Genomic DNA, 21309 nt, shown 5'->3' with positions numbered 1-21309 from the left:
ACAGCTACCTCCTCAGCTTAGGGTCGAGCGCATCCTGCAATCCGTCCCCGAGCACATTAAACGCATACATTGTTAAGGAAATGAAAAAGGCCGGAAAAAACAGGCGCCACCAATGCCCGGATAAAATTGTAGGCAGGCCGTCATTCGCCATCACACCCCAGCTGGCAAACGGAGCCTGTATGCCGAGGCCGAGAAAGCTTAAAAAGGATTCTGCGAATATAGCGGCAGGTACGGTTAATGTCATTTGTACGATAATCGCTCCCATTGTATTCGGAAGCAGATTCTTCCGGATGATGCGAAAGGTTTTCGCACCAAAGGTTTTCGAGGCGAGTACATATTCATAATGTTTCATCTGAAGCACCTGCCCTCTTACAATTCTCGCCATGCCAACCCATCCGGTCACAGTCAGCGCCACAATGATAGTGCCGAGTCCCGGCCCCATCAGCACCATCAGCAAAATGACAACAAGCAAATACGGCAAGCCATACAGCACTTCGATAATCCGCATCATGACGCTGTCAGTCCTGCCGCCTTTATAGCCGGCAACACCTCCGTAGATAACTCCGATCACAAAATCAATCAGCGCTGCCATCACGCCGACAAATAACGAAATCCTCGCTCCGTACCATGTGCGGGTAAACACATCCCGGCCGAGCTCATCGGTGCCGAACCAATGCTCGGCTGAAGGCGGAAGATTTTGCTCGGTCAGTGATTGGCGCGCGACACTATGGGGCGATAAAAAAGGCCCGATTACTGCCATGACAAAAAGAAATAAAAGAATCAAGAGCCCCGCCATCGCTAATTTATTTTTCTTCAGCCTCCTCCAGGCATCCTGCGTGTATGACAAACTCGGCCGCTTAACCGAATCGGCTTCTCGATTTTTTTCCTGATTCGAGACAAACCACTCATCCGGCACCTGAAAATCTTGCTCTGACTGGCGTTCATCTGTTTGTACAGGGAGATTCACACGCCTCACCCTTTCTTATGCAGTTTAATGCGCGGGTCTAAGAGACCGTAAGCCAAGTCGACCAAAAACAGCATGATGATCAGAATGACGCTGTAAAAAACGGTCGTTCCCATAATCACGGGATAGTCCCGCTGATTAATGCTTTCAACAAAATATTTTCCCATTCCCGGAATGGCAAAGATTTTTTCAATAACAAAGCTTCCTGTTAAAATGCTGGCGACTAGTGTGCCCAAGACGGTAATGACGGGCATGAGTGCATTTCTGAGTGCGTGTTTTACGATAATTTTGAACGGAGAAAGCCCTTTTGCCTTTGCTGTGCGGATATAATCCTGTGTCAGGACTTCGACCATGCTTGACCGTGTCAGCCTGGCAATGATCGCCATTGGCCCAACAGCAAGCGCTGCGGTCGGAAGCACCATATGAATCGGGCTCGTCCATGTGGCAGCGGGAAATAGTTTAAGATTGACAGCAAATTGCTGAATGAGCAATGTTGCCAGAATAAAATTCGGGATGGAGATGCCAAGTACAGCCAAACTCATCGCAGCGTAGTCCAAAAAGCCATTACGGCGGAGCGCAGCGATTACGCCCAGCACGAGCCCTGAAATCACAGCAATGACAATCGCTGTCATTCCAAGCTCAAAGGAAACGGGAAATCCGCGTTCCAGCATGTCATTTACGCTGTCTGACGGTTTTTTAATGGAAGGTCCGAAATCGAATGTAATGATGGATTTTAGGTAGATGATGTATTGGAAAATGAGAGGATCGTCTAAGTGATAGTAGGCTTCGAGATTTTTTTGAACGGCTTCATTTGTGCCTCTCTCCTCGTTAAAAGGAGATCCGGGAATGACCTTCATAAGAACAAAAGTCAGGGTGGTAATCACCAAAATCGTAGCTGCCATTGCCCCAAAACGCTTCATCATGTATCGAGCCAATGCCTAAAACACCCCCCTTCAGCAGAATGATGTCCGCATCGCAAGCTCAGTCATGACAAGCATCGCCTGATAGGCTTCAAGCATGTCCTTCGCCTGAAATTGAACGGTTGTGGTACCCGGGTTGATTTCAGTTCCCGGCATCAGATTGGCCCATTCTGCCTGGCCGTAATTGGCGAATTCAATGCCTAAGATCGGTCTGTCAGGCGGTGTGAGCGGTTTGACTTTGTCTTTGTTTTGCAAGGCAAATGCGGTTTTTTCTGTCAAAAGCCGGCCGGCTTTCGCGGGGGACATGCACTTCACTGCGGATCTTGAAATGGTTTGTTTGACAACGGCTGTCGTGACATTCGGTATGAGCTCTTCCGCTTCCTTGGCCGCCCGGTCATCTCCGGCTACCATTAACACCGGGACATCATAATAACCGGCAACATACGCATTTAACCCAAGCTCACCGACAGGCCGATCGTTTATGTAAAAATGCCTGACGCCGAAAATCATGCTGTGTGACATCACACCCGGAGTCGAAGCTCTCGCATGATAACCGAGAAACAAAGCGCCTGTGAACGTATCATCCAACCCTTCTACCATTGAAAACGGTTTGACGTCACCGGAAATCAAGTCTGCTTCAGGATGAAGCTTTTCGACCAACAGATTATTCATCTTCGAATGGCTGTCATTGACCAGCACCTCGGTACACCCGCTATTAAACGCTTCGGCAATACAGTAGTTTGCTTCTTCAGTCATGATAAGCCGCCCGCGTTCGTAATTTCGCTTGCCGGAATCTACAAAGGTATCATCCGGAAGACCCGAAATCCCTTCCATATCTACTGACATGTACAGCTTCATAACACTCCTCCTTTTTACTAAATTATGAATATTCTAACAAATTATATTAAAAAAAGAGGAAAAATGCAATATAGCCGGGGCAAATCACAACTTTTCAGTGATAAAAAAATGAATCCTCTTTCAAGGATTCACGTCTGTTTCTCCGCCTGTTCTGTTAGCAGCTCATATTTTTTCAAGGTTCTTTCAAACATCTCATCAAAAACGTCCGGCACCGAGGCCCGGATCACCTCAGCTCCCTCTCCTGTGATTCCGCCTTTCGTTGCGACACGTTCCAGCGTTTCCTCGAAAGATACCTTCTTTTCGATCAACAGCTTGCCAGTTCCATACAGCGAGTGAATCAGAAAATCAAAGGCTTCTTCCTTGGACAGGGTGCTGTTTCTGACTGCAGACAGCGCCAGTTCTTCGAAGATAGCAGCTATGAACCCTGGTGCCGAGCTCGTCAAATTGCTGGCGGCGTCTATATTCGATTCATTGATTTCTCGTACACGGCTGAAAACCGATAACCGTTCATTCAGGCGTTCTTTTTGATCAGCTGTCAGTGTTTCACTGTGAACGACAAGCGAGATGCCCGCTTCTGCTTCGGACGTAATGGCAGGGATGACACGTGATATACCGGCTTCCGTTTCAGCCTCCAAAAGACGCAGCGGCACACCGGCGGCAATGGATACGATATGCGTGCTCCTGTTCACATACGGGTGCAGACGGCGCATTGTTTCAATAATATTTAGCGGCGGGACACATATCAATATCAAACGGCATGCATCCGCCCAGTTCTCAAGCGAATCAACCGATACATGTGGATAATCTGATATCAGCGCCTTCAGCCGCTCCCCTTTCGTTCTTGTTTCAATAAAGAGTTCATTCTCCTTAATTTGTCCATGCTTCAACAGCTGCCTGGCGATCATATCGGCCATGCTGCCATATCCAATCAATCCAATCTGTTCCATCGACTCAGTCCTTTCATATACAATAAGAAGTGTACCGTTTTCCGCCCTTTTTCACAATTTCCCATAATCTTTTCATTTTTATCCCACAGTTTTTGTTTATGATAAACTCAAGTCATAAACCTATCATAATCAAATTGAAAAAATGTATGAAAATAGAGAAATGGAGTGAACATGATGGATAACTATCGTGACGAAAACAAGACGGAAGGAAATGAGAATGAGGTCTTTCTAGCGAAAGAGAACGATCAGGGCACCTCCCACTCAGCCCGTAACGTCATTCATGATCAGGAGAAGAAAAAACGAGGCTTTGGATGGTTCAGACCGTTGCTTGGCGGTGTGATCGGCGGCAGTCTCGCCCTTGGCATTTACACGTTTACACCGCTTGGCGACCATAATGCTCAGGATACAGCAAAACAATCATCAGGCCAGCAGCAAACGCAATCTGTTACTGCGAAAAGCACATCCTCTGAATCTGGCAAAAGCTCGTCAGACTCAAGCAGCTCATCTGCATTCAAGAGCGAGGATTCTTCTAAAATCTCAAATATGGTGGAAGAGATTTCACCGGCCATTGTCGGTATCACTAATCTTCAGGCCCAGTCAAACAGCTCTTTGTTCGGCTCTGGCTCATCCGGTTCCAGCGAAGGTACGGAAAGCGGTTCAGGATCTGGTGTCATGTTTAAAAAAGAGAACGGCAAGGCTTATATCATTACGAATAACCACGTCGTAGAAGGGGCATCTTCACTGAAGGTATCTTTATATGACGGCACGGAAGCGACAGCAAAGCTGGTAGGCAGTGACTCGTTAACAGACTTAGCAGTCCTTCAAATCAGTGATGACCACGTAACAAAAGTGGCAAGCTTTGGCGATTCATCCAATCTCAGAACAGGCGAGACCGTCATTGCGATAGGAGATCCGCTCGGAAAAGACCTGTCCCGCACAGTAACGCAAGGAATTGTAAGCGGTGTGGACAGAACGGTTTCAATGTCCACATCAGCCGGTCAAACCAGCATTAACGTGATTCAAACCGACGCAGCGATTAACCCGGGTAACAGCGGTGGTCCATTGTTAAATACAGACGGCAAAATCGTCGGCATTAACAGTATGAAAATCAGCGAAGATGATGTTGAGGGCATTGGATTTGCGATCCCCAGCAACGATGTAAAACCGATTGCAGAAGAATTGCTGTCTAAGGGGCAAATTGAACGCCCTTATATCGGTGTCAGCATGCTTGATTTAGAACAAGTGCCGCAAAACTACCAAGAAGGCACACTCGGCCTGTTCGGCAGCCAGCTGAATAAGGGCGTATACATCCGTGAGGTCGCCTCAGGCTCTCCTGCTGAAAAGGCTGGATTGAAAGCGGAGGATATTATCATCAGCCTGAAGGGCAAAGAAATCACTACAGGCAGTGAACTGCGCAATATCTTATATAAGGACGCAAACATCGGTGATACCGTGGAAGTGAAAATTCTCAGAAACGGCAAAGAAATGACGAAAAAAATCAAACTCGATCAAAAGGAAGAAACAACTTCGTAAGACATAACGCCTCAGGCCGCAAAGCGGCCTGAGGTTTTTTATTGGACAAAAGGCCTGTCAGCTCTGCGAAACAATCTACCTCAACATCTGAGATACGTGGGATCGAGCATGATATCAGCAAGCTTAATTTTTCTGCGCTAAGCTTTCTCCTTTCTGAATCGACGGCTGGGGAGTTGCACTGGGTGCCAGTATTCTATTAATAATCGATACGTCTCTCAACGTGCGTTTCTGCAACGCCCTCAAGATATTCAGCTGACATTCAGACAAACCGAAGTCGACACTATTTTATTTCAGCATGACTGAACCGCAATCCAAGTTTACAATCCATCAGTCCCATAAACGATCTACGTCTGTTGCTTTAATCGTTTCGCAGAACATGAACATAAAACCCCCTGTCCGCCGCGGACAGGGGGTTCATATTATGACATATGCTGGTCTCTATAGAGTCTTTTGCTTTCAATTCCATACGATTTCTGAACGATGTAAAGCGGCCTGTCTTTAGCTTCATCATAAATCCTGCCGATATATTCGCCAATCATGCCCAGAATCAGAAGGACGATGCCGCTGAACAGGAGCTGGATCACAATAAGTGATGACCAGCCTGTAATTGTGCTGTCTGTAAATAGCTTCAGATACAGCACGATAAACATATACAAAAATCCCGCACCTGACATGAACATCCCCGCATAGCTTGCCAGCTTCAGCGGCTTGTGCGAAAACGTCGTGATGCCGTCCATTGAAAGCTTCAGCATTTTCTTCAGCGGGTACTTTGTTTCTCCAGCGAGCCTTTCATCACGTATGTACTCGACCGCTGTCTGTTTGAAGCCCACCCAGCTGACGAGCCCTCTGACAAAAGGATTTTTTTCTTTTAATCTCTTCATTTCATCACAGACTTTTCTGTCCATGAGGCGGAAATCCCCTGTATCAATCGGGATTTCAATATCCGTCATGCTGCTGAGAAGCCGGTAAAACATAACCGCGGTTTGTTTTTTGAAAAAGGTTTCCCCTTTTCGTTTTGTCCGCACGGCGTACACGACCTCATAGCCTTCCTTCCACTTTTCAATCATATCTAAAATCAGTTCAGGAGGGTCCTGCAAATCGGCGTCAATGACGGCGATTGCATTTCCCTGTGCATAATCCATACCCGCTGTAATGGCGATCTGGTGCCCAAAGTTCCTTGAAAAATCAATAATTTTCACTCTTGGGTCGATCAGGCTGCATTCCCTTAAAATCTCAATACTGCGATCTTTGCTTCCATCGTTGACAAAAATCAGCTCGTAGTTTTCCTTCGTTTGATCCATGACCTCTTTTAAGCGCTGATAGGTTTCATGAATGACAAGCTCCTCGTTATACACAGGTACAACAACCGAATATTGAATATGTTTGCTCATGTTTATCCCTCCTATTCATCAGCATTCAGTTCGTATAATGCAGCTGACTGATTCATTCCGCGAGGCCCGCCGCCCATTTGGCTGTTTCCGCCTGAAGTCTTGCTGTTGCTTGATGTATCAGCTGAATCATTATTTTCTGTTTTCTGATCAGATGATGCTTGTTGATCTGAGCTTGATTGCCATTGATCTGAGGACACTTTCTTCCCGTTTTTCTGAACCCATTCAACAATATCGTTGTTTCCGCCTCTTCCCATTCCAGACGCTAAGAAGTATTTCACTTTTCCTTCTTTTACGAGCTTTTTAAATTGAGTCAGCGTAATAGCCGGGTCAGAACCGCTGAATCCGCCGATTGTCATGACCGCTTTTTTTGTTTCAATAATATATGGCGCCGCTGTGTTCGAGTCGGTTGTGGCAAATAGATATTCGGCTCCGGCGTTATGTTTCTCCAAATATGTGATCAGTTTTTCATTTACAGTCGCCTCGGACATCCCCATGCCTTTTCCGCTGGCTGAAGCGAGTTGAGGTCCTGTTTCAGGCTGTGAGCTGTTGCCTCCGTAAAGAAGCGGTGTGCTTGCCCAATAAATCGGCATCACCAGCAATGTGAGAAGAGCTGCAAGTGACACATAATAACTGATCGATTTTTGGCGCTGTTTGAACATCAGCAGCGCCATCGCTGACAACGCGCCAATCACACCTAGCCCAATGCTCCAGCCTGATCCGATTTGACCGGTATAGTTTCTGAGAATAAACAATTCAAATCCAGTTGTGGCGATGATCGCTGCCGGCAGAAGCCATGATGTCCAGCCTGTCTGATTGCGGTACAGGTGAACAAGGGCAACCCATCCCGCACCGACAAGCGCCGCAATCGGCGGTGCCAGCATAATGAGATAATAATGGTGGAAAAATTCCGCGACACTAAAGAATCCGGCAATCGGCACAAGCCACGCGACCCAGAATACCGTTTCTTTCTGCGTTGCAGATAATCTTCTTTTTTCTCTTGCACCTGCGATCAGTAAGCCTGCAATTCCAAAAAGCGCAAATGGTATTAGCCAGCTGATTTGATCAGATAATTCCTGTTGGAAAAGCCGCAGTGGACCCGGTGTTCCCGTTCCGAACATTCCTGAGCCTGATTGCATTTTCGAGCCGGTGCCTGTACTGCCTTCCCCTCCGTCTCCGCCAGGTCCGCCTTGGCCGCCGCTTGGCATTTGGCCATTGGATGGAGGCGCCGGCATACTGTCATTTTGGCCATCACTTGATGAACTGCTGCTTGATGACTGGTCAGTTTGTGATGAATGGTTAACAAAAGACGGCATTTCTTTTGAAGCATCTCCATCTGGCCCGCCCTGGCCGCCGGAGTTTTGGCCAGTCAGCCGCTGAATCCCGTTATATCCGAAAGCCAATTCTAAAACAGAGTTGGTCTGGCTGCTTCCGATATAAGGCCGTTTATCCGCAGGGATATTGTCAACAATGAGCGGCCATGATAACGAAACGGCGGCTAATACGGCTAACGCACTTACCAAGGAAATGATTTTTTTCTTGATTGTGGCGTTTGCCGCAATCAGATAGAACAGTAAGAAGGCCGGTAAAATCATATAAGCTTGAAGCATTTTTGTATTAAAACCTACTCCGACGACGAAAAATGCTGCTAACAGCCAGATTAGCTTTCCTTTTCTGATCGCTTTAAAGAGAAGCCATGTGGCCAGCAATAAGAAAAATACCAGTAATGCATCAACATTATTTGTACGTGCCACAGCTACTGCAATCGGCGTACATGCCATCACAAATGAGGCAATGCGCGCCGCCGTCTTGCCGAATGTCGGCTTTATCAGCAAATACATCAGAAAGACTGAACCTATACCCGCCAATGCTTGAGGAAGAATGACGCTCCACCCGTGCATACCGAAGATCAGTGCGCTGATCGTTTGGATTTGGTATGTAACGGGCGGTTTATCAACTGTTATAAAGCCGGCAGCATCGAACGAAGCATAAAAGAAATGATGAAAGCTTTGCATCATACTTGTAACTGCCGCGGTGTAATAAGGATTCACCGTGTCATCTTTCCAAATGTTATAGATATTTAAGAATGCTGATGCGAGCAAAATGAGGATGAGGATGATATCCAGCTCGCGTTTTTTCTTTTCCACTTGTTTTTCACTCCTTTTTGTATCACTTTGAAATAGTGTAACAAGCAAATATGAATAAACTGTTAATAAACAAAGGCAATATTTTTGCCGAGGCCATTTCTTGCCAATCGTCCATATATATAACGTGTTTCGAGCCATTTCTCCCAATCGGCATCTCATATTCCCCGCCCCATTTATGCGATAAAAAGAGCCTTCCGGTACGCCGGAAGGCAAATGAATCACAAATTATTGAATCGGTTTTAGTTTTGCTTCAATTTCAGCTCTTCGATGCTCAAGGTATGGCGGAAGAGCAATCGTTTGGCCAAGCTCATCAAGGTTTTCATCTACCATAAAGCCCGGTCCGTCGGTTGATAACTCGAACAAAATGCCGTTCGGTTCTCTAAAATAAAGCGCCTTGAAATAGTAGCGTTCAACGATGCCTGAGTTGCTGTAGCCTTCCCGGCTGATGATCCGGTGCCAGCCGGCAAGTTCTTCTTCATCTCTTACCCGGAACGCAACATGGTGGACACTCCCTTTTCCTTGGCGCTCGCGTGGAAGATCGTTTCTTTCTATTAAATGGATTTCTGTTGCAGCACCGCCTTCTCCAGATTCCAAAATAACGGCGGTTCCTTGTCCTTCGACTGATTCACGGCTGATTTCTGTAAAGCCGAGAATATTTGTCAATACGTGTAAGGTTGGATCAGCGTATGGCACAGTCAATTCAACCGGCCCTAACCCGCGAAATGAAAACTCTTCCGGAATGCCGCTCTGTTGAACAGGCAGCCCATATCCTTTGCCTTTCTCATCAGCAGTCAGCACCAAGCGCTGTCCTTCATGATCTTGGAATGCCAATATGTCGCGTCCCGCTCTTTTCGCGATGCCGCTATGCGCCACCTGATGCTCTTCAAAACGTTCTTTCCAATAATGCAGGGCTCCCGTGCTTGGAACGCGCAAACCAATAGAAGAAATACTGTTTGTACCCGCATGAAACGGCGCAATGCGGGGAATCTCGAAAAACGTCAGCTCAGTGCCCGGATTTGCCACTTCATCTCCGTAGAACAGATGATACATTGTCGGTTCATCCTGGTTGACGGATTTTTTGACGAGTTTTAATCCTAATACTTTTTTATAGAAATCCAAGTTTTTTTGTGCGTCGGCCGTTAATGCAGACACGTGGTGAATACCGTTGACTTTCATATGCTATCCCTCCAGGTTATTTTATCTCGATTTCGAGATATTATATCATAGTTGTATAGTTAGTGTTCTAATAACAAGGTATTTTATTCCCTTTGGAAAGTCAACATATCAGCTTCAACGAAGATTCGTTATTTTCACAAAAATCCATACCTCGCTCGATGCGGGGAAAACTCCTTACAAAAACACGAACTTTATATCCTTATTAACAGCATTTTATTCGTTTATAACATTTCAAATCAGGGATATCTTTCATTTTATCAGCTGTAATAATGCAAATATCGAAAATCAGAAAATTTATTTTATTTCACTTTTCTAAAATAGGGTTTACAATATGAAAAATAGATTCTTCATCATGAAGCTTCAACATCATAGGAGGTTAAGGACATGCATACTGAAGACAACGGGTTAAAAAAAGAGATAGGTCTCTTGTTTGCCCTTACTCTTGTTATCGGAACCATTATCGGTTCAGGTGTGTTTATGAAACCTGGCGCCGTTCTCGCTTATTCCGGAGATTCAAAAACAGCGCTTTTCGCTTGGCTGTTAGGCGGAATTTTAACACTGGCGGGCGGTTTGACAATCGCGGAAATTGGAACGCAGATTCCGAAAACCGGCGGGCTCTATACGTACCTAGAAGAAGTGTACGGAGAGTTTTGGGGATTTTTGTGCGGCTGGGTACAGATTATCATTTACGGTCCGGCGATTATCGGCGCGCTGGGTTTATATTTTGGATCTTTAATGGCGAATCTTTTCGGCTGGGGATCTGGCCTATCTAAAGGAATCGGAATCTTAGCCGTTCTCTTTTTATGTGTCATTAATATTATTGGTACAAAATACGGCGGCTTCGTCCAAACGCTTACAACAATTGGAAAGCTGATCCCGATTGCATGCATCATCATTTTTGGCCTTTGGAAAGGCGATCAGCACATCTTTACAGCAGTAAACGAAAGCATTTCTGATATGAACTTCGGAGCAGCCATTTTGGCTACACTGTTTGCTTACGACGGATGGATTCTTTTGGCCGCTCTCGGCGGAGAAATGAAAAATCCTGAAAAACTGCTGCCACGCGCAATGACAGGCGGATTATTAATCGTAACAGCCATCTATATTTTTATTAATTTCGCATTGCTTCACATCCTGTCAGCGAATGAAATTGTCACACTAGGCGAAAATGCGACAAGCACTGCTGCCACCATGCTCTTCGGTTCCATCGGCGGAAAACTGATCAGTATCGGTATTATTGTCAGCATCTTCGGCTGCTTAAACGGAAAGGTTCTTTCCTTCCCGCGTGTGTCCTACGCGATGGCCGAGCGCAAACAGCTTCCATTTGCCGATAAACTGTCACATGTGCATCCGACGTTCCGCACGCCATGGATTGCGATTTCCTTCCAGATTGCTGTGTCTTTGATCATGATGCTGATCAGCAACCCTGATAAGCTTTCGGAGATCTCTATTTTCATGATCTACATTTTTTATGTCATGGCCTTTTTTGCAGTATTTATCCTCCGCAAGCGAACAAAGGGAGAAAAGCGCGCCTACAGTGTCCCGCTTTACCCATTCATGCCGATTTTGGCAATCGCGGGCTCATTCTTTGTATTAGGAAGCACTCTGATTACAGATACACTGAGCTGCGGATTATCCATTCTGATCGGCCTTGCCGGACTGCCTGTTTATTACTGGATGAAAAAACGAAAAGCAAGCTGATAAAACGGTTCCCTCATTTAGGGAGCCGTTTTTTGGTGTAACAGAAGAGAAATGTTGACAGGAAAAACACAACTTTTGATATACTTTTTACGTTAAGCAGAGGGATTTTGCACATTTGGTTCGTTTTTTGTGCCGAAGTAGGCCAATATAAGGAGACATGATTTACCGAAAAAGTCAAGGCACGTTTTTTTCGACTTTACCTGTTTTTTTTCGACAAAAGGCTATATAATAATTTGATGTGTGCATTGTCTCATTCAAACTATGGAGGGTTTTTAATGATAAGAAGAAAAAAAGATAAGTTCTCACTCCTTTTAACAGAAATCGCAAAAAATATAGACGAAACTGCCGAATATTTTGTGAACTTTAAGGTCACAAACCAAACGACGCTTAAAGAATTCGCAGATACGTTAAAAGAATATGAAACAAAAGGTGACAATCATGTTCATGTCATGATTAAAGAGCTTAACAAAGCGTTCATCACTCCTATTGAACGCGAAGATATCCTTCAGCTGACAAACAGCCTGGATGATGTGCTTGACGGTATTGAGCATTTTTCTGCCATGATGGAGATTTTCTCAATCACTTCATCAGACGAGCATATCGATAAATTCAGCGGATACATCAGAGAATGCGCGAAAGAAATTTTGATTACAATTGAGCTGCTGGCAGAAAACCGCTTAAAGGATATTCAGCCACACGCAATCAAAATTAAAGAGTACGAGCATAGCTGTGACAACCTGCACAGAAAATCATTAAAGAATCTTTTCGGAAATGAAACAGATCCGATCAAAGTGATTCAATATCGTGAAATTTACGAAACACTTGAGGAGATTGCTGACTCATGCCAAAGTGTTGCCAATAATCTTGAAACCATCATTATGAAAAACGCGTAACGAGGGATAAAAATGGATATTCTATTCATATTAACGATACTAATAGTCATTTGTGCTCTGGCGTTTGATTTCATCAACGGGTTTCACGATACCGCGAACGCCATTGCAACGTCTGTATCGACAAAAGCGCTGAAACCGCGTCATGCCATTATTATGGCGGCTGTGATGAACTTCATCGGGGCCATGACATTTACAGGTGTTGCCAAAACCATTACGAAAGACATCGTGGACCCTTATACACTGGAAAACGGCTCAGTTGTCATTTTGGCTGCGCTACTTGCCGCGATTGCCTGGAACCTGATCACATGGTACTACGGCATTCCAAGCAGTTCATCTCATGCCATCATCGGAGCTATTGCCGGTGCAGCTATTGCGGCAGCGGGTTTTGCTGCGTTAAATTATAAGGGCTTCATCAAAATCATTGAAGCACTCATTCTATCACCCATTATTGCCTTTGTTCTTGGTTTTATTCTTTACAGCATCGTTAAGGTGATTTTTAAAGACAGCAATTTGTCGAAAACGAACAAGCAATTCCGCAGAGTGCAAATTGTAACAGCTGCCCTGCAATCATATACGCACGGAACAAACGATGCGCAAAAAGCCATGGGGATTATCACAATGGCTCTCATCACAGCGAATTTACATACTTCTGCTAATGTCATTCCAACATGGGTGCAATTCGCCTGTGCGACAGCCATGGGTCTCGGCACTTCAATCGGCGGCTGGAAAATCATCAAAACGGTAGGCGGAAAGATCATGAAAATCCGTCCGGTAAACGGTGTTTCCGCTGACTTAACAGGAGCAGCCATCATATTCGGCGCCACATTTATTCATTTGCCGGTCAGCACAACCCACGTCATTTCTTCATCAATCCTTGGCGTCGGTGCGTCACACCGCGTAAAAGGCGTAAACTGGGGCACAGCTAAACGCATGCTCGTTACATGGGTCATTACGCTTCCGATTTCAGCGACACTCGGTGCCATCGCCTACTTTATTTTAAATATGATTTTTTAATGGTACACCGCTTCTGTCAAAGGAGCGGTTTTTTTGATGAAACAGGAAAACCAGCCGGATCTCTCGAATACTATAAGCAGAACCTATTTCAGATGTGAGGGATTCATGTATGCTTTTATTCTTTCAGATCATGGTCTGGTGCATCATGGCCGGATTAGGCTTGTACGTGTACGCCACGTGGCGTTTCGAAGCGAAAGTCAAAGAAAAAATGCCCGCCATCCGGAAAACATGGTACTTGGTGTTTGTTTTGGGCGCTATGATATACTGGACATATAAGCCCTCTTCCCTGTTTGACGACTGGGAACGGTATCTCATTGTCGCCGTCAGTTTCGCTTTAATTGACGCTTTCATCTTCTTAAGTGCGTACGTCAAAAAACTGGCCGGCAGCGAACTGGAAACAGACACAAGAGAAATCCTCGAAGAAAACAACGAAATGCTCCACATGTATCTCGATCGGCTGAAAACATACCAATACCTATTGAAAAACGAACCGATCCACGTTTATTATGGAAGTATAGATGCATATGCTGAAGGTATTGATAAGCTGCTGAAAACCTATGCAGATAAAATGAATGTAACGGCCTCCCTCTGTCACTATTCAACACAGACCGACAAGGACCGATTAACTGAGCATATGGACAATCCCGCGGACGTGCAAACACGGCTCGATCGAAAAGATGTGTATTACGACCAATACGGAAAAGTGGTTCTCATCCCGTTTACCATCGAGACACAAAGCTACGTCATCAAGCTGACGTCTGACAGCATTGTCACTGAATTTGATTATTTGCTTTTCACATCATTAACGAGCATATATGATTTGGTGCTGCCAATTGAGGAGGAAGGTGAAGGATAATGGAACGCGCGTTTCAAAACGGGTGCGAGCCCAGAGCGGCAAAACCGTCAAAGATCCTGAAAAAACGTTCAACCACCAGTGTCGCAAGCTATCAAGTCAGTCCGCATACAGCAAGAATCTTCAAAGAAAACGAACGGCTGATTGACGAGTATAAACGAAAAAAAGCATGATCACACTAAAAGGACAAGGGAAAACAGCTCTTGTCCTTATTCCTTTTCTTAAAGGGCTACATATAATAAAACAAACAGAGGATATTGTCAGGTGATATAGTGAAAAAATTGGTGAGGCGTGTGAAGTTAGTTGATTACGGAAAGTTTGGCCTTTCCGGGTATTCGCTTCGGGTGAGGGAGCGCAGTGCCATGGTATTGAAGCATCTAAAAAAACGAACAAAAAAAAGCGACATTTAAACAACATGTCGCTTTTTATAGTCATCATTTTTATCTTTTTGATTAATGAGCCGTGCATAAAAGAATTCTAAATACTTCATTGGATAAATGATATATTTCACTATGCGGTTAAATGCGCGCGATCCGAAAAGAGAGGTTATTCCTAATGCCATTGTAAAACATAACATTAATCGCGTGTCAGGGTTTTGCTCGTTTAACCAGCTATTATAAGTAAATAGCGGGAAGACAAAGATCATATGAAATAAAAAGATCGCAAGTGAGTTTTCTCCCCATTGAGTCAATTTGTTTTTGCCTGCCCCAACTAAATTTAATAATAAGAAAATGCCTAACACAGCTAATGAATAATGAAAGAATACAATCCCAGTATAACTATGATTCTCTATTTGGAACTTTTGGTAGCCAAGAAAACCGAAAAACAGCTGATCAAATTTATCATGATGCTTACCTAGAATAATAAATACCACTACAGAGACAGCTAAAGTGAAAAATAATTTAAACTTCAATTTGTCTAAAGAAGAGTATATTTTATTCATGAGGTCTCTTGAACAATAAAAACCAGCCAAGAAAAATGGAAGGAAAACAAAGGTTCTTAAAATAGACATTGTTTGCGTATGCATGTTGCTGTAGTATACTCTGATAAATTCCACAATTTGATCTGCATAAAATCTGGAATAAAAGCTCAGCACCAGCAACAAAATCAGCAACACCGCTTTTAAAACGTTTCTTCCGTTTATTTTCTTTAAAACAATAGCCAATGCATACCAGCTACCGAGACTTACAATATACCATAAATGAGTATGCGGTCTACCGTAAGTCAATTGCATGACAGAAAAATTACCTGCGTAGTAACGGTACACACAGTAAAAGGTTTGAAAAATAACATATAAGAGGATAAGATTGATGACTTTTTTCATTGATGGCCTTTTTGAAAAATAACCATTAAGAAAAATAAAAGCAGGCATGTGGAATGAATAAATGATTTCAATCATATTTTCCAGCCCGCTTTTACTAACCCCCAGCAGATGGGCAAATACAACCAAAAATATCAATACGCCTTTGACATTATTTAATTTAATATCTTTTTGCACAGTATAACCACCCAAAATACAAATTCATCATATTCAGTATGGTTTTACTAGCAGGCGTTGTCAATGTTTTCTTTTCTACAAAACTAATAGAGCACTGATCTTCGCTTTAGTCGCCGGTCCGTAAATACCATCGGCCGCTAATCCGTTAACAGACTGGAAACGCGCAACCGCATCAGCCGTTTTCGGTCCGTAAATGCCATCAATTCCGTTGTCGGCAGCTTCTTTATCAGGGTAAAAATGAAGAGCGGCCAGTGCTCGCTGCACCTGAAAGACGTGTTCCCCTGAGGTGTAAGGCGTTGTCAGTTTGATGATACCGTCCGGGAGCGGATAAAGCTCTGGTTCTTCAGCGTTCGATGGCGCACTTACAAGTAACACTTGACCGACCTGAATGAGATTCGGGTCTTCAATATGATTCCACTCTTGCAGCTGAGCAACAGTCACACCGAATGCTCTCGCTATGGAGGTAAGCGTGTCACCCTGTTTCACGACATAGGTTTGGCTGCCGCCTCCCCCAATCCCTGCTTTAAATGTATCCCACGTATCCAACAGCCGGCGCGGACATTCCTTCCCAGACCAGTATTTATGAGGGACGACATTGGCAAGACTGATCTTGTGCTCAGCCATTAATGTTTTGATAAGCCACTGGGCATTTGCTGTTGCTTGTGCGAAATCTCCATCCGCATTTTCACAAATTTCAATCCCGATAGAAGCCCGGTTGCCGCTGCCGTTTCCGTCTCCCGCATGCCAGCCGTTTTCATTTAATGGCAAATGCTGATAAATGTCTGTATCATCAACAGTAAAATGCCAGCTTGTCGCCGTATCAGGATTTTTCAAATAGCGGGCATGCGCCTCAGCATCCGCTCCGGGTGCAGTGTTCGCTGTATTATGCACTGTAATATAAAGCGGTGTCATCAGGTAGCCAGGACGGTTAATTGCCCCGACTGGAATAAAGTCTTGAATCACGTTCAGCATGTTCAACTCTCCTTATTTCGTCAAATTATGTTCCTTTAACAAGTCACGCTGTTTTTTCCCTTTTTCTGTTACATAGTTGTTTTTAAACCAAGCGGCAAGTGCCGTTCCAATTGTAAAAATGAGAGAGACTGCAGTATAGAGAGCGTCCGCAAGCTGATTGACCTGCTCCTCCTGAATGTCCAATGGTGATTTGCCAAACATCAGCATGGTTTGGTTAATGGATGCAACCAAAAGAAGCACCGTCCTGATGACCGTGCCTTTGTCATACGTTTTCATATTCATAATCCTCCTTTACTGCTGCAGCAGGTTGTACATAATCGCGATGGCTCCGCCAATGATCCCTGTGCATACCGCTGTAATCATGGCACCTGTGATGGTGCGTTTAATCCACGTTGTATTTTCATCAATTTTATTTAATTTCTCGTTCAGCGTCATGATCTGCTGATCTTGCCGGTCAGACACGCGTTCTAATACGGAAACCCGCTGCTCAAGCGCTTTGTGTTCACCCTTTATGTCTGTTAAATCTTGCTGATACATATTCACATCTATCTCTTGCTGCATCACTCACTCCTCCTTTACATGCGGATCACCTCCCTTCCGAGGGCCGAAATGGTTATGAAATCGCGGTTCCTTTTACCGAAAGAGATCCGCCGGTGATACTGGCGATCTCCATGATGATCTCCTTAAACCCTTTAATATCAAAAGCCCACGCCTCAGCTTTCCCTAACGTACCCGAGGCAGAGGACGCATCATCAGATTTCACGCCTCTGATTGGAAGTTTCTGCCCCGACAGCGATTTACCCCAAAACTTCACCTCACTCGTTTCCGCTGTGCCGTATACTTCAACGAGTAAATGCTCGGCACCGTTCACAAGTAAAGCAGCACCTTCGCCGGCAGAATCGGCATTTTCATGAAAGACAAAGTCAAACGTGTTGCCGGCTGTTACTTTCAGCAAGCCATCGTCTGTCTGAATCGTCGAAAAGTCAATCTGCAAAGGGGCTTTTTCACTTACGCGCACATCCATTTCTCCCGCGCCTACTGATTGGTAGACTGCAAATTCCGATTGCTGAAGGTTCCCGTTCACATAACGGAAGCGGTAATAGCGTTTAGATAGATATATCCAGTCCGTCTCCGTCAGGACACCAGCTGAGACATTAACTGCTGCTGTCGTTGTCCAAACATTGTTATTCTCGCTTTCTTCCACAAAGAGCGTGCCTTCGCGATCAGCATACGCCCAGCCCTTTACTTTCGAAATCAGAACGGTGCCCAGTCTGTCTTGTCCGAGCTGACTATATGCCTCAGTTGCCTTTAAGGCAGCGTTCGTTAAAATCTCCGCGACACCTGACAAATTCGAAACAGGTGTCACAAAATCATTTTTCTCTCCTCTGTAGGGCCTTACAGCTCCGGCTTTTCCAGTCTTATCGAGAGGAAATTCGTATTGATACTTCACCATCTTCATCCTCCTTTTGTTCTAAAAACAGGCAAAATAAAAAAGCCTACATGGCTTTGCCGGTAATTTCTTTATACTGGTCAGAAGTAATTAGCTTTTTGTTCACACCCTCTGCCAGATCCTCAATTGAACAGTCTTGATATGCGATTGCCTGTCTCACCATCTCCGCTGTCGCCCACTCAAAATGCAAGGCAAGCACCCAATAATTCATTCGGCATGATCTCCTTTCAAGGAAAGTAATGAAAGCTTGATATCTGACAGCTCGCTCCCCAATGTTTTGTTCAACTCTTCAAGCTGCTTGCGAGCCAGCTTTTCCTGCGACAATTCCTGAGCGAGAAGCTCCACCTGATTAGGCGGCTCGAACGGCGGGTTTTTTTGTGACTCCTCCCACCAAGATTCGAGATCTTTTTGGGTTGGGATGGGGGCGCGCAGGTTCCACTCAGCTATATAAGATCCTTCCCCGTCATTTTGAACGATAAAATCTTTCGTTGGATCTGTATTGGGGTATTTATACATGATTGCTTCTGCGATCATCATTTTGCCTCCTATACTTATACTGTAGGATAGTTAAGTCCTCCAAGTTCTTGAATGTCTATATAATTGTATACTCCATTATAACCGGAAACACCTCTTCTATCACTACCACCATAGTTGCAATAGCAATAGATCTCTATATAGTCACCTTTGTTCATAGGAACGGTTACATTACCATTTAAGTTAAGGTTCATTTCATTGTCCTTATCATCAAAGTACCCTCTCTTATGGTCAACCGCTTTATATACTGATCCATTTAGATAGAGTTTTAGATGAAAATTGATGTATGCCGGTGTATTCAACATATACAGTCCAACTCCTACTAAAAACATTCCATCATTAGGAGCAATGAACCTATTATTTTTTGTATCAAAAGCATTGTGACTGTCTTTTATTTTACGATTAAACTGAATTTTTGTATGAGCTGCTTTATCCAAATACTGAATACCCGTAGTTCCTATATTCGCATGTGCAAACCCAGATATTTTATGCCAAGCTGTCCAGCCGGAACCAGTCCACCAGTGCCGTATCCATGTTCCAGTACTATGAATGTAACTGTCAGATTCATTTCCAGTCCCATAAAAATATTGAGTAAATCTATAATCATGATATTTCTCATTTTTCACGATTCCGTAACCAAGTGGATAACCCGTAGTATTTCCTTGACCAACATCCATTAGTGTTAGCCCCCGGGGATATTCATTTCCTCCAGTTCTTGCATCTTGTATTGCATTAGAACCTGTAAGTATCGTTAAATTTTGATTTGTATAATTTGTATCAACATAGTTTTTTGCATCAGCTAAGGCTTTATCTGCTTTTGCTTGTGCTCCTTGTGAATATTCGATCTCCATCCATGGAGTCCACTCTTCTGAATCTTGCTTTTTATTTCGGATAAATTTTCTTCTATTGTCTGGAATTGAATCTGTGTATCCCGAATAAGAAGTAAACTCTTGATAAGGATAAGTTTCAACATTATAGACAAGCAAATACCCATTTCTATTAATTGGGGCATTTAATTCCGTGGTCGTTGAGTAAATATAATAAAACCCCGTTTTTGTTATATTATTCAAATCTTCAGTATAGTATTTCCCCAACGTCCCATCATCTTGAGTCAATTTAAAAACCTGGCTGTTATTCCACTTAGTTTTATCATTCTGCGTAACATGAATTTCCATGTTATTTGCATGACTGTCCGTATAAAGCTTTGCTGTATTTAAAACAGATTCTAGTTCATCTGACGAAGGAATGGTAATAAACTCAGTCCAGCCTACAGTATCGTACCAATGGCGAATAAATATTTTCTTTTGGTCCGTGTTTCCGGCATAAAAGAAAAATTGAGCAAAACGGTATTTACTCGATTTTATATTCAGCAATTCACCGTATTGATAGGGATATCCTGTAGATCCCTGAAGAATTGAGACAGTAGTAATGCCAATTGGATAGTTGTTCCCAGAGTACGCTGCGTCTTGATAAAGTGACTCATCAGCAATTTTATTGATATTATCACTTTTCAACTCATCTGATGTAACCAAACGTTTCCATCCTTTGAATTCGCCGTTAGTATGAACCATTCCGATCCACATGGTGACTTCAAAGCTTTGGTAAGCAACGATGGTTTTTCTGCCGCTCTCACCCTCTATCACATCGTAGTTATACCAAGCATTATCACCATCAACCGGATTGTTTACTACATTCTTTCCTACTCCATAATAAAAACCCGTTGATAATGATAGAATATCAGTCCCATCAGGAATCCAAGTTCTTCTGCCATTATCTTTCGTTAACTTTGTCAGTTGAGCCCCGTTCCATTTTGTACGTTCAGCATTTGTGATATGAATATTGCTATTAGCAGTATGATTGTCCATATGAGATTTAGCATTTTTTTCAGCTTCATCAGCCTTCCGTGTTGATCCACTTTCTGTCTCGAAACTGATCCACTCAGACCATATACCCCCGGTTAGAGTTTTTCTCCAGATGCCCCCATCGTTTGTCATAGCAACCGCTTCCCCTTCTATTTCTGAAGAGTACAGATAAATGCCTTTAGTGGGTTGCGGGGGGGTATTCAGGCCTGTTTTTGCCGTGTAAAAAGTAAAGGATCGCTTTTGTTGAGCAGCTATCTCGTTAAAGTCTTGTCCATTGTCAATAGTGATAAAGACTGAACCATCATCTTTCGTAATCTTAGATAACTGCGCACCATTCCATTTCTCCCGCTCTTCCTCTGTAATATGGCGCACCTGATCTTGCTCATGCTTGTCAAAATCCTTCTTCGCCGCCTGCTGCACGTTTTCCACATTCCCCAGCCCGACTTGCGCCTTTGTTGTGTTGTGGGGGTTGTTCATGTCGTTTTTGTGGGCGGCCAGGTCTGTGTGGGCATCTTTTATGCCTTTTTCCCAGCGGTTGACGTCATCTTCGTTGATTGGATCATCCGGGAGCCAGTCTGTTTTTTCTTCGTATGCCATGG

The 21309-nt window shown here is 44.0% G+C and carries 23 protein-coding genes; 7 read left to right on the top strand and 16 right to left on the bottom strand.

The genetic code is table 11. The features are described from left to right. Positions 1 to 4 precede the first annotated feature (4 nt). The 4 genes from dppC to proG all read right to left on the bottom strand — a co-directional run bounded on the left by dppC (position 5) and on the right by proG (position 3689). Positions 5 to 967: a dipeptide ABC transporter permease DppC gene (gene dppC / locus M1D98_RS06840; RefSeq protein WP_268527701.1), complete on the bottom strand. Its 963-nt coding sequence runs from the start codon at positions 965 to 967 to the stop codon at positions 5 to 7. A gap of 5 nt (positions 968 to 972) precedes the next feature. Continuing rightward, positions 973 to 1899 (bottom strand): dipeptide ABC transporter permease DppB, encoded by a 927-nt coding sequence (dppB, locus tag M1D98_RS06835; RefSeq protein WP_010330444.1) that lies wholly within the window; start codon positions 1897 to 1899, stop codon positions 973 to 975. Positions 1900 to 1917: 18 nt separating this feature from the next. Further along, complete coding sequence (gene dppA / locus M1D98_RS06830) at positions 1918 to 2742, bottom strand: D-aminopeptidase DppA (protein WP_010330443.1); 825 nt, start codon at positions 2740 to 2742, stop codon at positions 1918 to 1920. Positions 2743 to 2870: 128 nt separating this feature from the next. Further along, positions 2871 to 3689 (bottom strand): pyrroline-5-carboxylate reductase ProG, encoded by an 819-nt coding sequence (proG, locus tag M1D98_RS06825; RefSeq protein ID WP_010330442.1) that lies wholly within the window; start codon positions 3687 to 3689, stop codon positions 2871 to 2873. Between the two features lie 174 nt (positions 3690 to 3863). Between proG and htrA the strand changes: the two genes are divergently transcribed. Then, entirely contained in the window at positions 3864 to 5222 is a 1359-nt protein-coding gene (htrA, locus tag M1D98_RS06820) for a serine protease HtrA (RefSeq protein ID WP_121642405.1), read from the top strand. Between the two features lie 419 nt (positions 5223 to 5641). On the opposite strand, the gene M1D98_RS06815 is transcribed toward htrA, so the two are convergent. From M1D98_RS06815 to M1D98_RS06800, 4 genes are all read right to left on the bottom strand, one after another. Next, positions 5642 to 6613, bottom strand: a complete 972-nt coding sequence (locus tag M1D98_RS06815) for a glycosyltransferase family 2 protein (protein ID WP_456280137.1) — start codon at positions 6611 to 6613, stop codon at positions 5642 to 5644. An 11-nt stretch (positions 6614 to 6624) separates the two neighbouring features. After that, positions 6625 to 8757, bottom strand: coding sequence for a glycosyltransferase family 39 protein (locus M1D98_RS06810; protein ID WP_456280136.1), 2133 nt, complete (start codon positions 8755 to 8757; stop codon positions 6625 to 6627). A 22-nt stretch (positions 8758 to 8779) separates the two neighbouring features. After that, complete coding sequence (locus tag M1D98_RS06805; protein ID WP_128568251.1) at positions 8780 to 8911, bottom strand: hypothetical protein; 132 nt, start codon at positions 8909 to 8911, stop codon at positions 8780 to 8782. Between the two features lie 71 nt (positions 8912 to 8982). Beyond that, on the bottom strand, positions 8983 to 9933 hold the full coding sequence (locus M1D98_RS06800) for a ring-cleaving dioxygenase (RefSeq protein ID WP_268538395.1): 951 nt from the start codon (positions 9931 to 9933) through the stop codon (positions 8983 to 8985). 384 nt (positions 9934 to 10317) lie between these two features. On the opposite strand from M1D98_RS06800, the gene steT reads away from it, so the two are divergent. The 6 genes from steT (at position 10318) to spoIISC (ending at position 14804) form a co-directional block, all read left to right on the top strand. Further along, a complete protein-coding gene (gene steT / locus M1D98_RS06795) occupies positions 10318 to 11634 on the top strand; it encodes a serine/threonine exchanger (protein WP_010330437.1) in 1317 nt (438 codons plus the stop codon). Between the two features lie 275 nt (positions 11635 to 11909). Further along, complete coding sequence (locus M1D98_RS06790) at positions 11910 to 12527, top strand: DUF47 domain-containing protein (RefSeq protein WP_003218470.1); 618 nt, start codon at positions 11910 to 11912, stop codon at positions 12525 to 12527. Positions 12528 to 12539: 12 nt separating this feature from the next. Beyond that, positions 12540 to 13541 (top strand): inorganic phosphate transporter, encoded by a 1002-nt coding sequence (locus M1D98_RS06785; protein ID WP_010330436.1) that lies wholly within the window; start codon positions 12540 to 12542, stop codon positions 13539 to 13541. 109 nt (positions 13542 to 13650) lie between these two features. Beyond that, positions 13651 to 14397, top strand: coding sequence for a toxin-antitoxin-antitoxin system toxin SpoIISA (spoIISA, locus tag M1D98_RS06780; protein WP_456280135.1), 747 nt, complete (start codon positions 13651 to 13653; stop codon positions 14395 to 14397). Next, entirely contained in the window at positions 14397 to 14567 is a 171-nt protein-coding gene (spoIISB, locus tag M1D98_RS06775) for a three component toxin-antitoxin-antitoxin system antitoxin SpoIISB (protein ID WP_010330434.1), read from the top strand. Before spoIISA ends, spoIISB begins: the two co-directional genes overlap by 1 nt. An 84-nt stretch (positions 14568 to 14651) precedes the next feature. Continuing rightward, positions 14652 to 14804: a three component toxin-antitoxin-antitoxin system antitoxin SpoIISC gene (spoIISC, locus tag M1D98_RS06770; RefSeq protein WP_142354823.1), complete on the top strand. Its 153-nt coding sequence runs from the start codon at positions 14652 to 14654 to the stop codon at positions 14802 to 14804. On the opposite strand, the gene M1D98_RS06765 is transcribed toward spoIISC, so the two are convergent. The 8 genes from M1D98_RS06765 to M1D98_RS06730 all read right to left on the bottom strand — a co-directional run bounded on the left by M1D98_RS06765 (position 14801) and on the right by M1D98_RS06730 (position 21307). Continuing rightward, positions 14801 to 15892, bottom strand: coding sequence for an acyltransferase family protein (locus M1D98_RS06765; RefSeq protein ID WP_268558615.1), 1092 nt, complete (start codon positions 15890 to 15892; stop codon positions 14801 to 14803). The two genes, spoIISC and M1D98_RS06765, sit on opposite strands and share 4 nt — an antisense overlap. A 75-nt stretch (positions 15893 to 15967) precedes the next feature. Further along, positions 15968 to 16864 carry an N-acetylmuramoyl-L-alanine amidase gene (locus M1D98_RS06760; RefSeq protein ID WP_268558614.1) on the bottom strand — a complete coding sequence of 299 codons (897 nt, stop codon included), beginning with the start codon at positions 16862 to 16864 and terminating at the stop codon, positions 15968 to 15970. A gap of 12 nt (positions 16865 to 16876) precedes the next feature. Next, the gene (locus tag M1D98_RS06755) at positions 16877 to 17140 is read right to left on the bottom strand and encodes a phage holin (protein ID WP_456280134.1); all 264 of its coding nucleotides are present in this window, start codon (positions 17138 to 17140) and stop codon (positions 16877 to 16879) included. A gap of 15 nt (positions 17141 to 17155) precedes the next feature. Beyond that, positions 17156 to 17425: a hemolysin XhlA family protein gene (locus tag M1D98_RS06750; RefSeq protein WP_456280133.1), complete on the bottom strand. Its 270-nt coding sequence runs from the start codon at positions 17423 to 17425 to the stop codon at positions 17156 to 17158. Positions 17426 to 17477: 52 nt separating this feature from the next. Next, positions 17478 to 18317: a phage-like element PBSX protein XepA gene (gene xepA, locus M1D98_RS06745; protein WP_456280132.1), complete on the bottom strand. Its 840-nt coding sequence runs from the start codon at positions 18315 to 18317 to the stop codon at positions 17478 to 17480. 43 nt (positions 18318 to 18360) lie between these two features. Next, complete coding sequence (locus M1D98_RS06740) at positions 18361 to 18525, bottom strand: XkdX family protein (RefSeq protein WP_268558611.1); 165 nt, start codon at positions 18523 to 18525, stop codon at positions 18361 to 18363. After that, the gene (locus M1D98_RS06735) at positions 18522 to 18851 is read right to left on the bottom strand and encodes an XkdW family protein (RefSeq protein ID WP_456280131.1); all 330 of its coding nucleotides are present in this window, start codon (positions 18849 to 18851) and stop codon (positions 18522 to 18524) included. Before M1D98_RS06735 ends, M1D98_RS06740 begins: the two co-directional genes overlap by 4 nt. Before the next feature lie 14 nt (positions 18852 to 18865). Further along, on the bottom strand, positions 18866 to 21307 hold the full coding sequence (locus tag M1D98_RS06730; RefSeq protein ID WP_456280130.1) for a pyocin knob domain-containing protein: 2442 nt from the start codon (positions 21305 to 21307) through the stop codon (positions 18866 to 18868). Positions 21308 to 21309 lie beyond the last annotated feature (2 nt).

Source organism: Bacillus sp. K7, from assembly GCF_053903245.1.
Note: the sequence above shows the minus strand (reverse complement) of the source record. Positions and strands in the feature narration are given on the sequence as shown.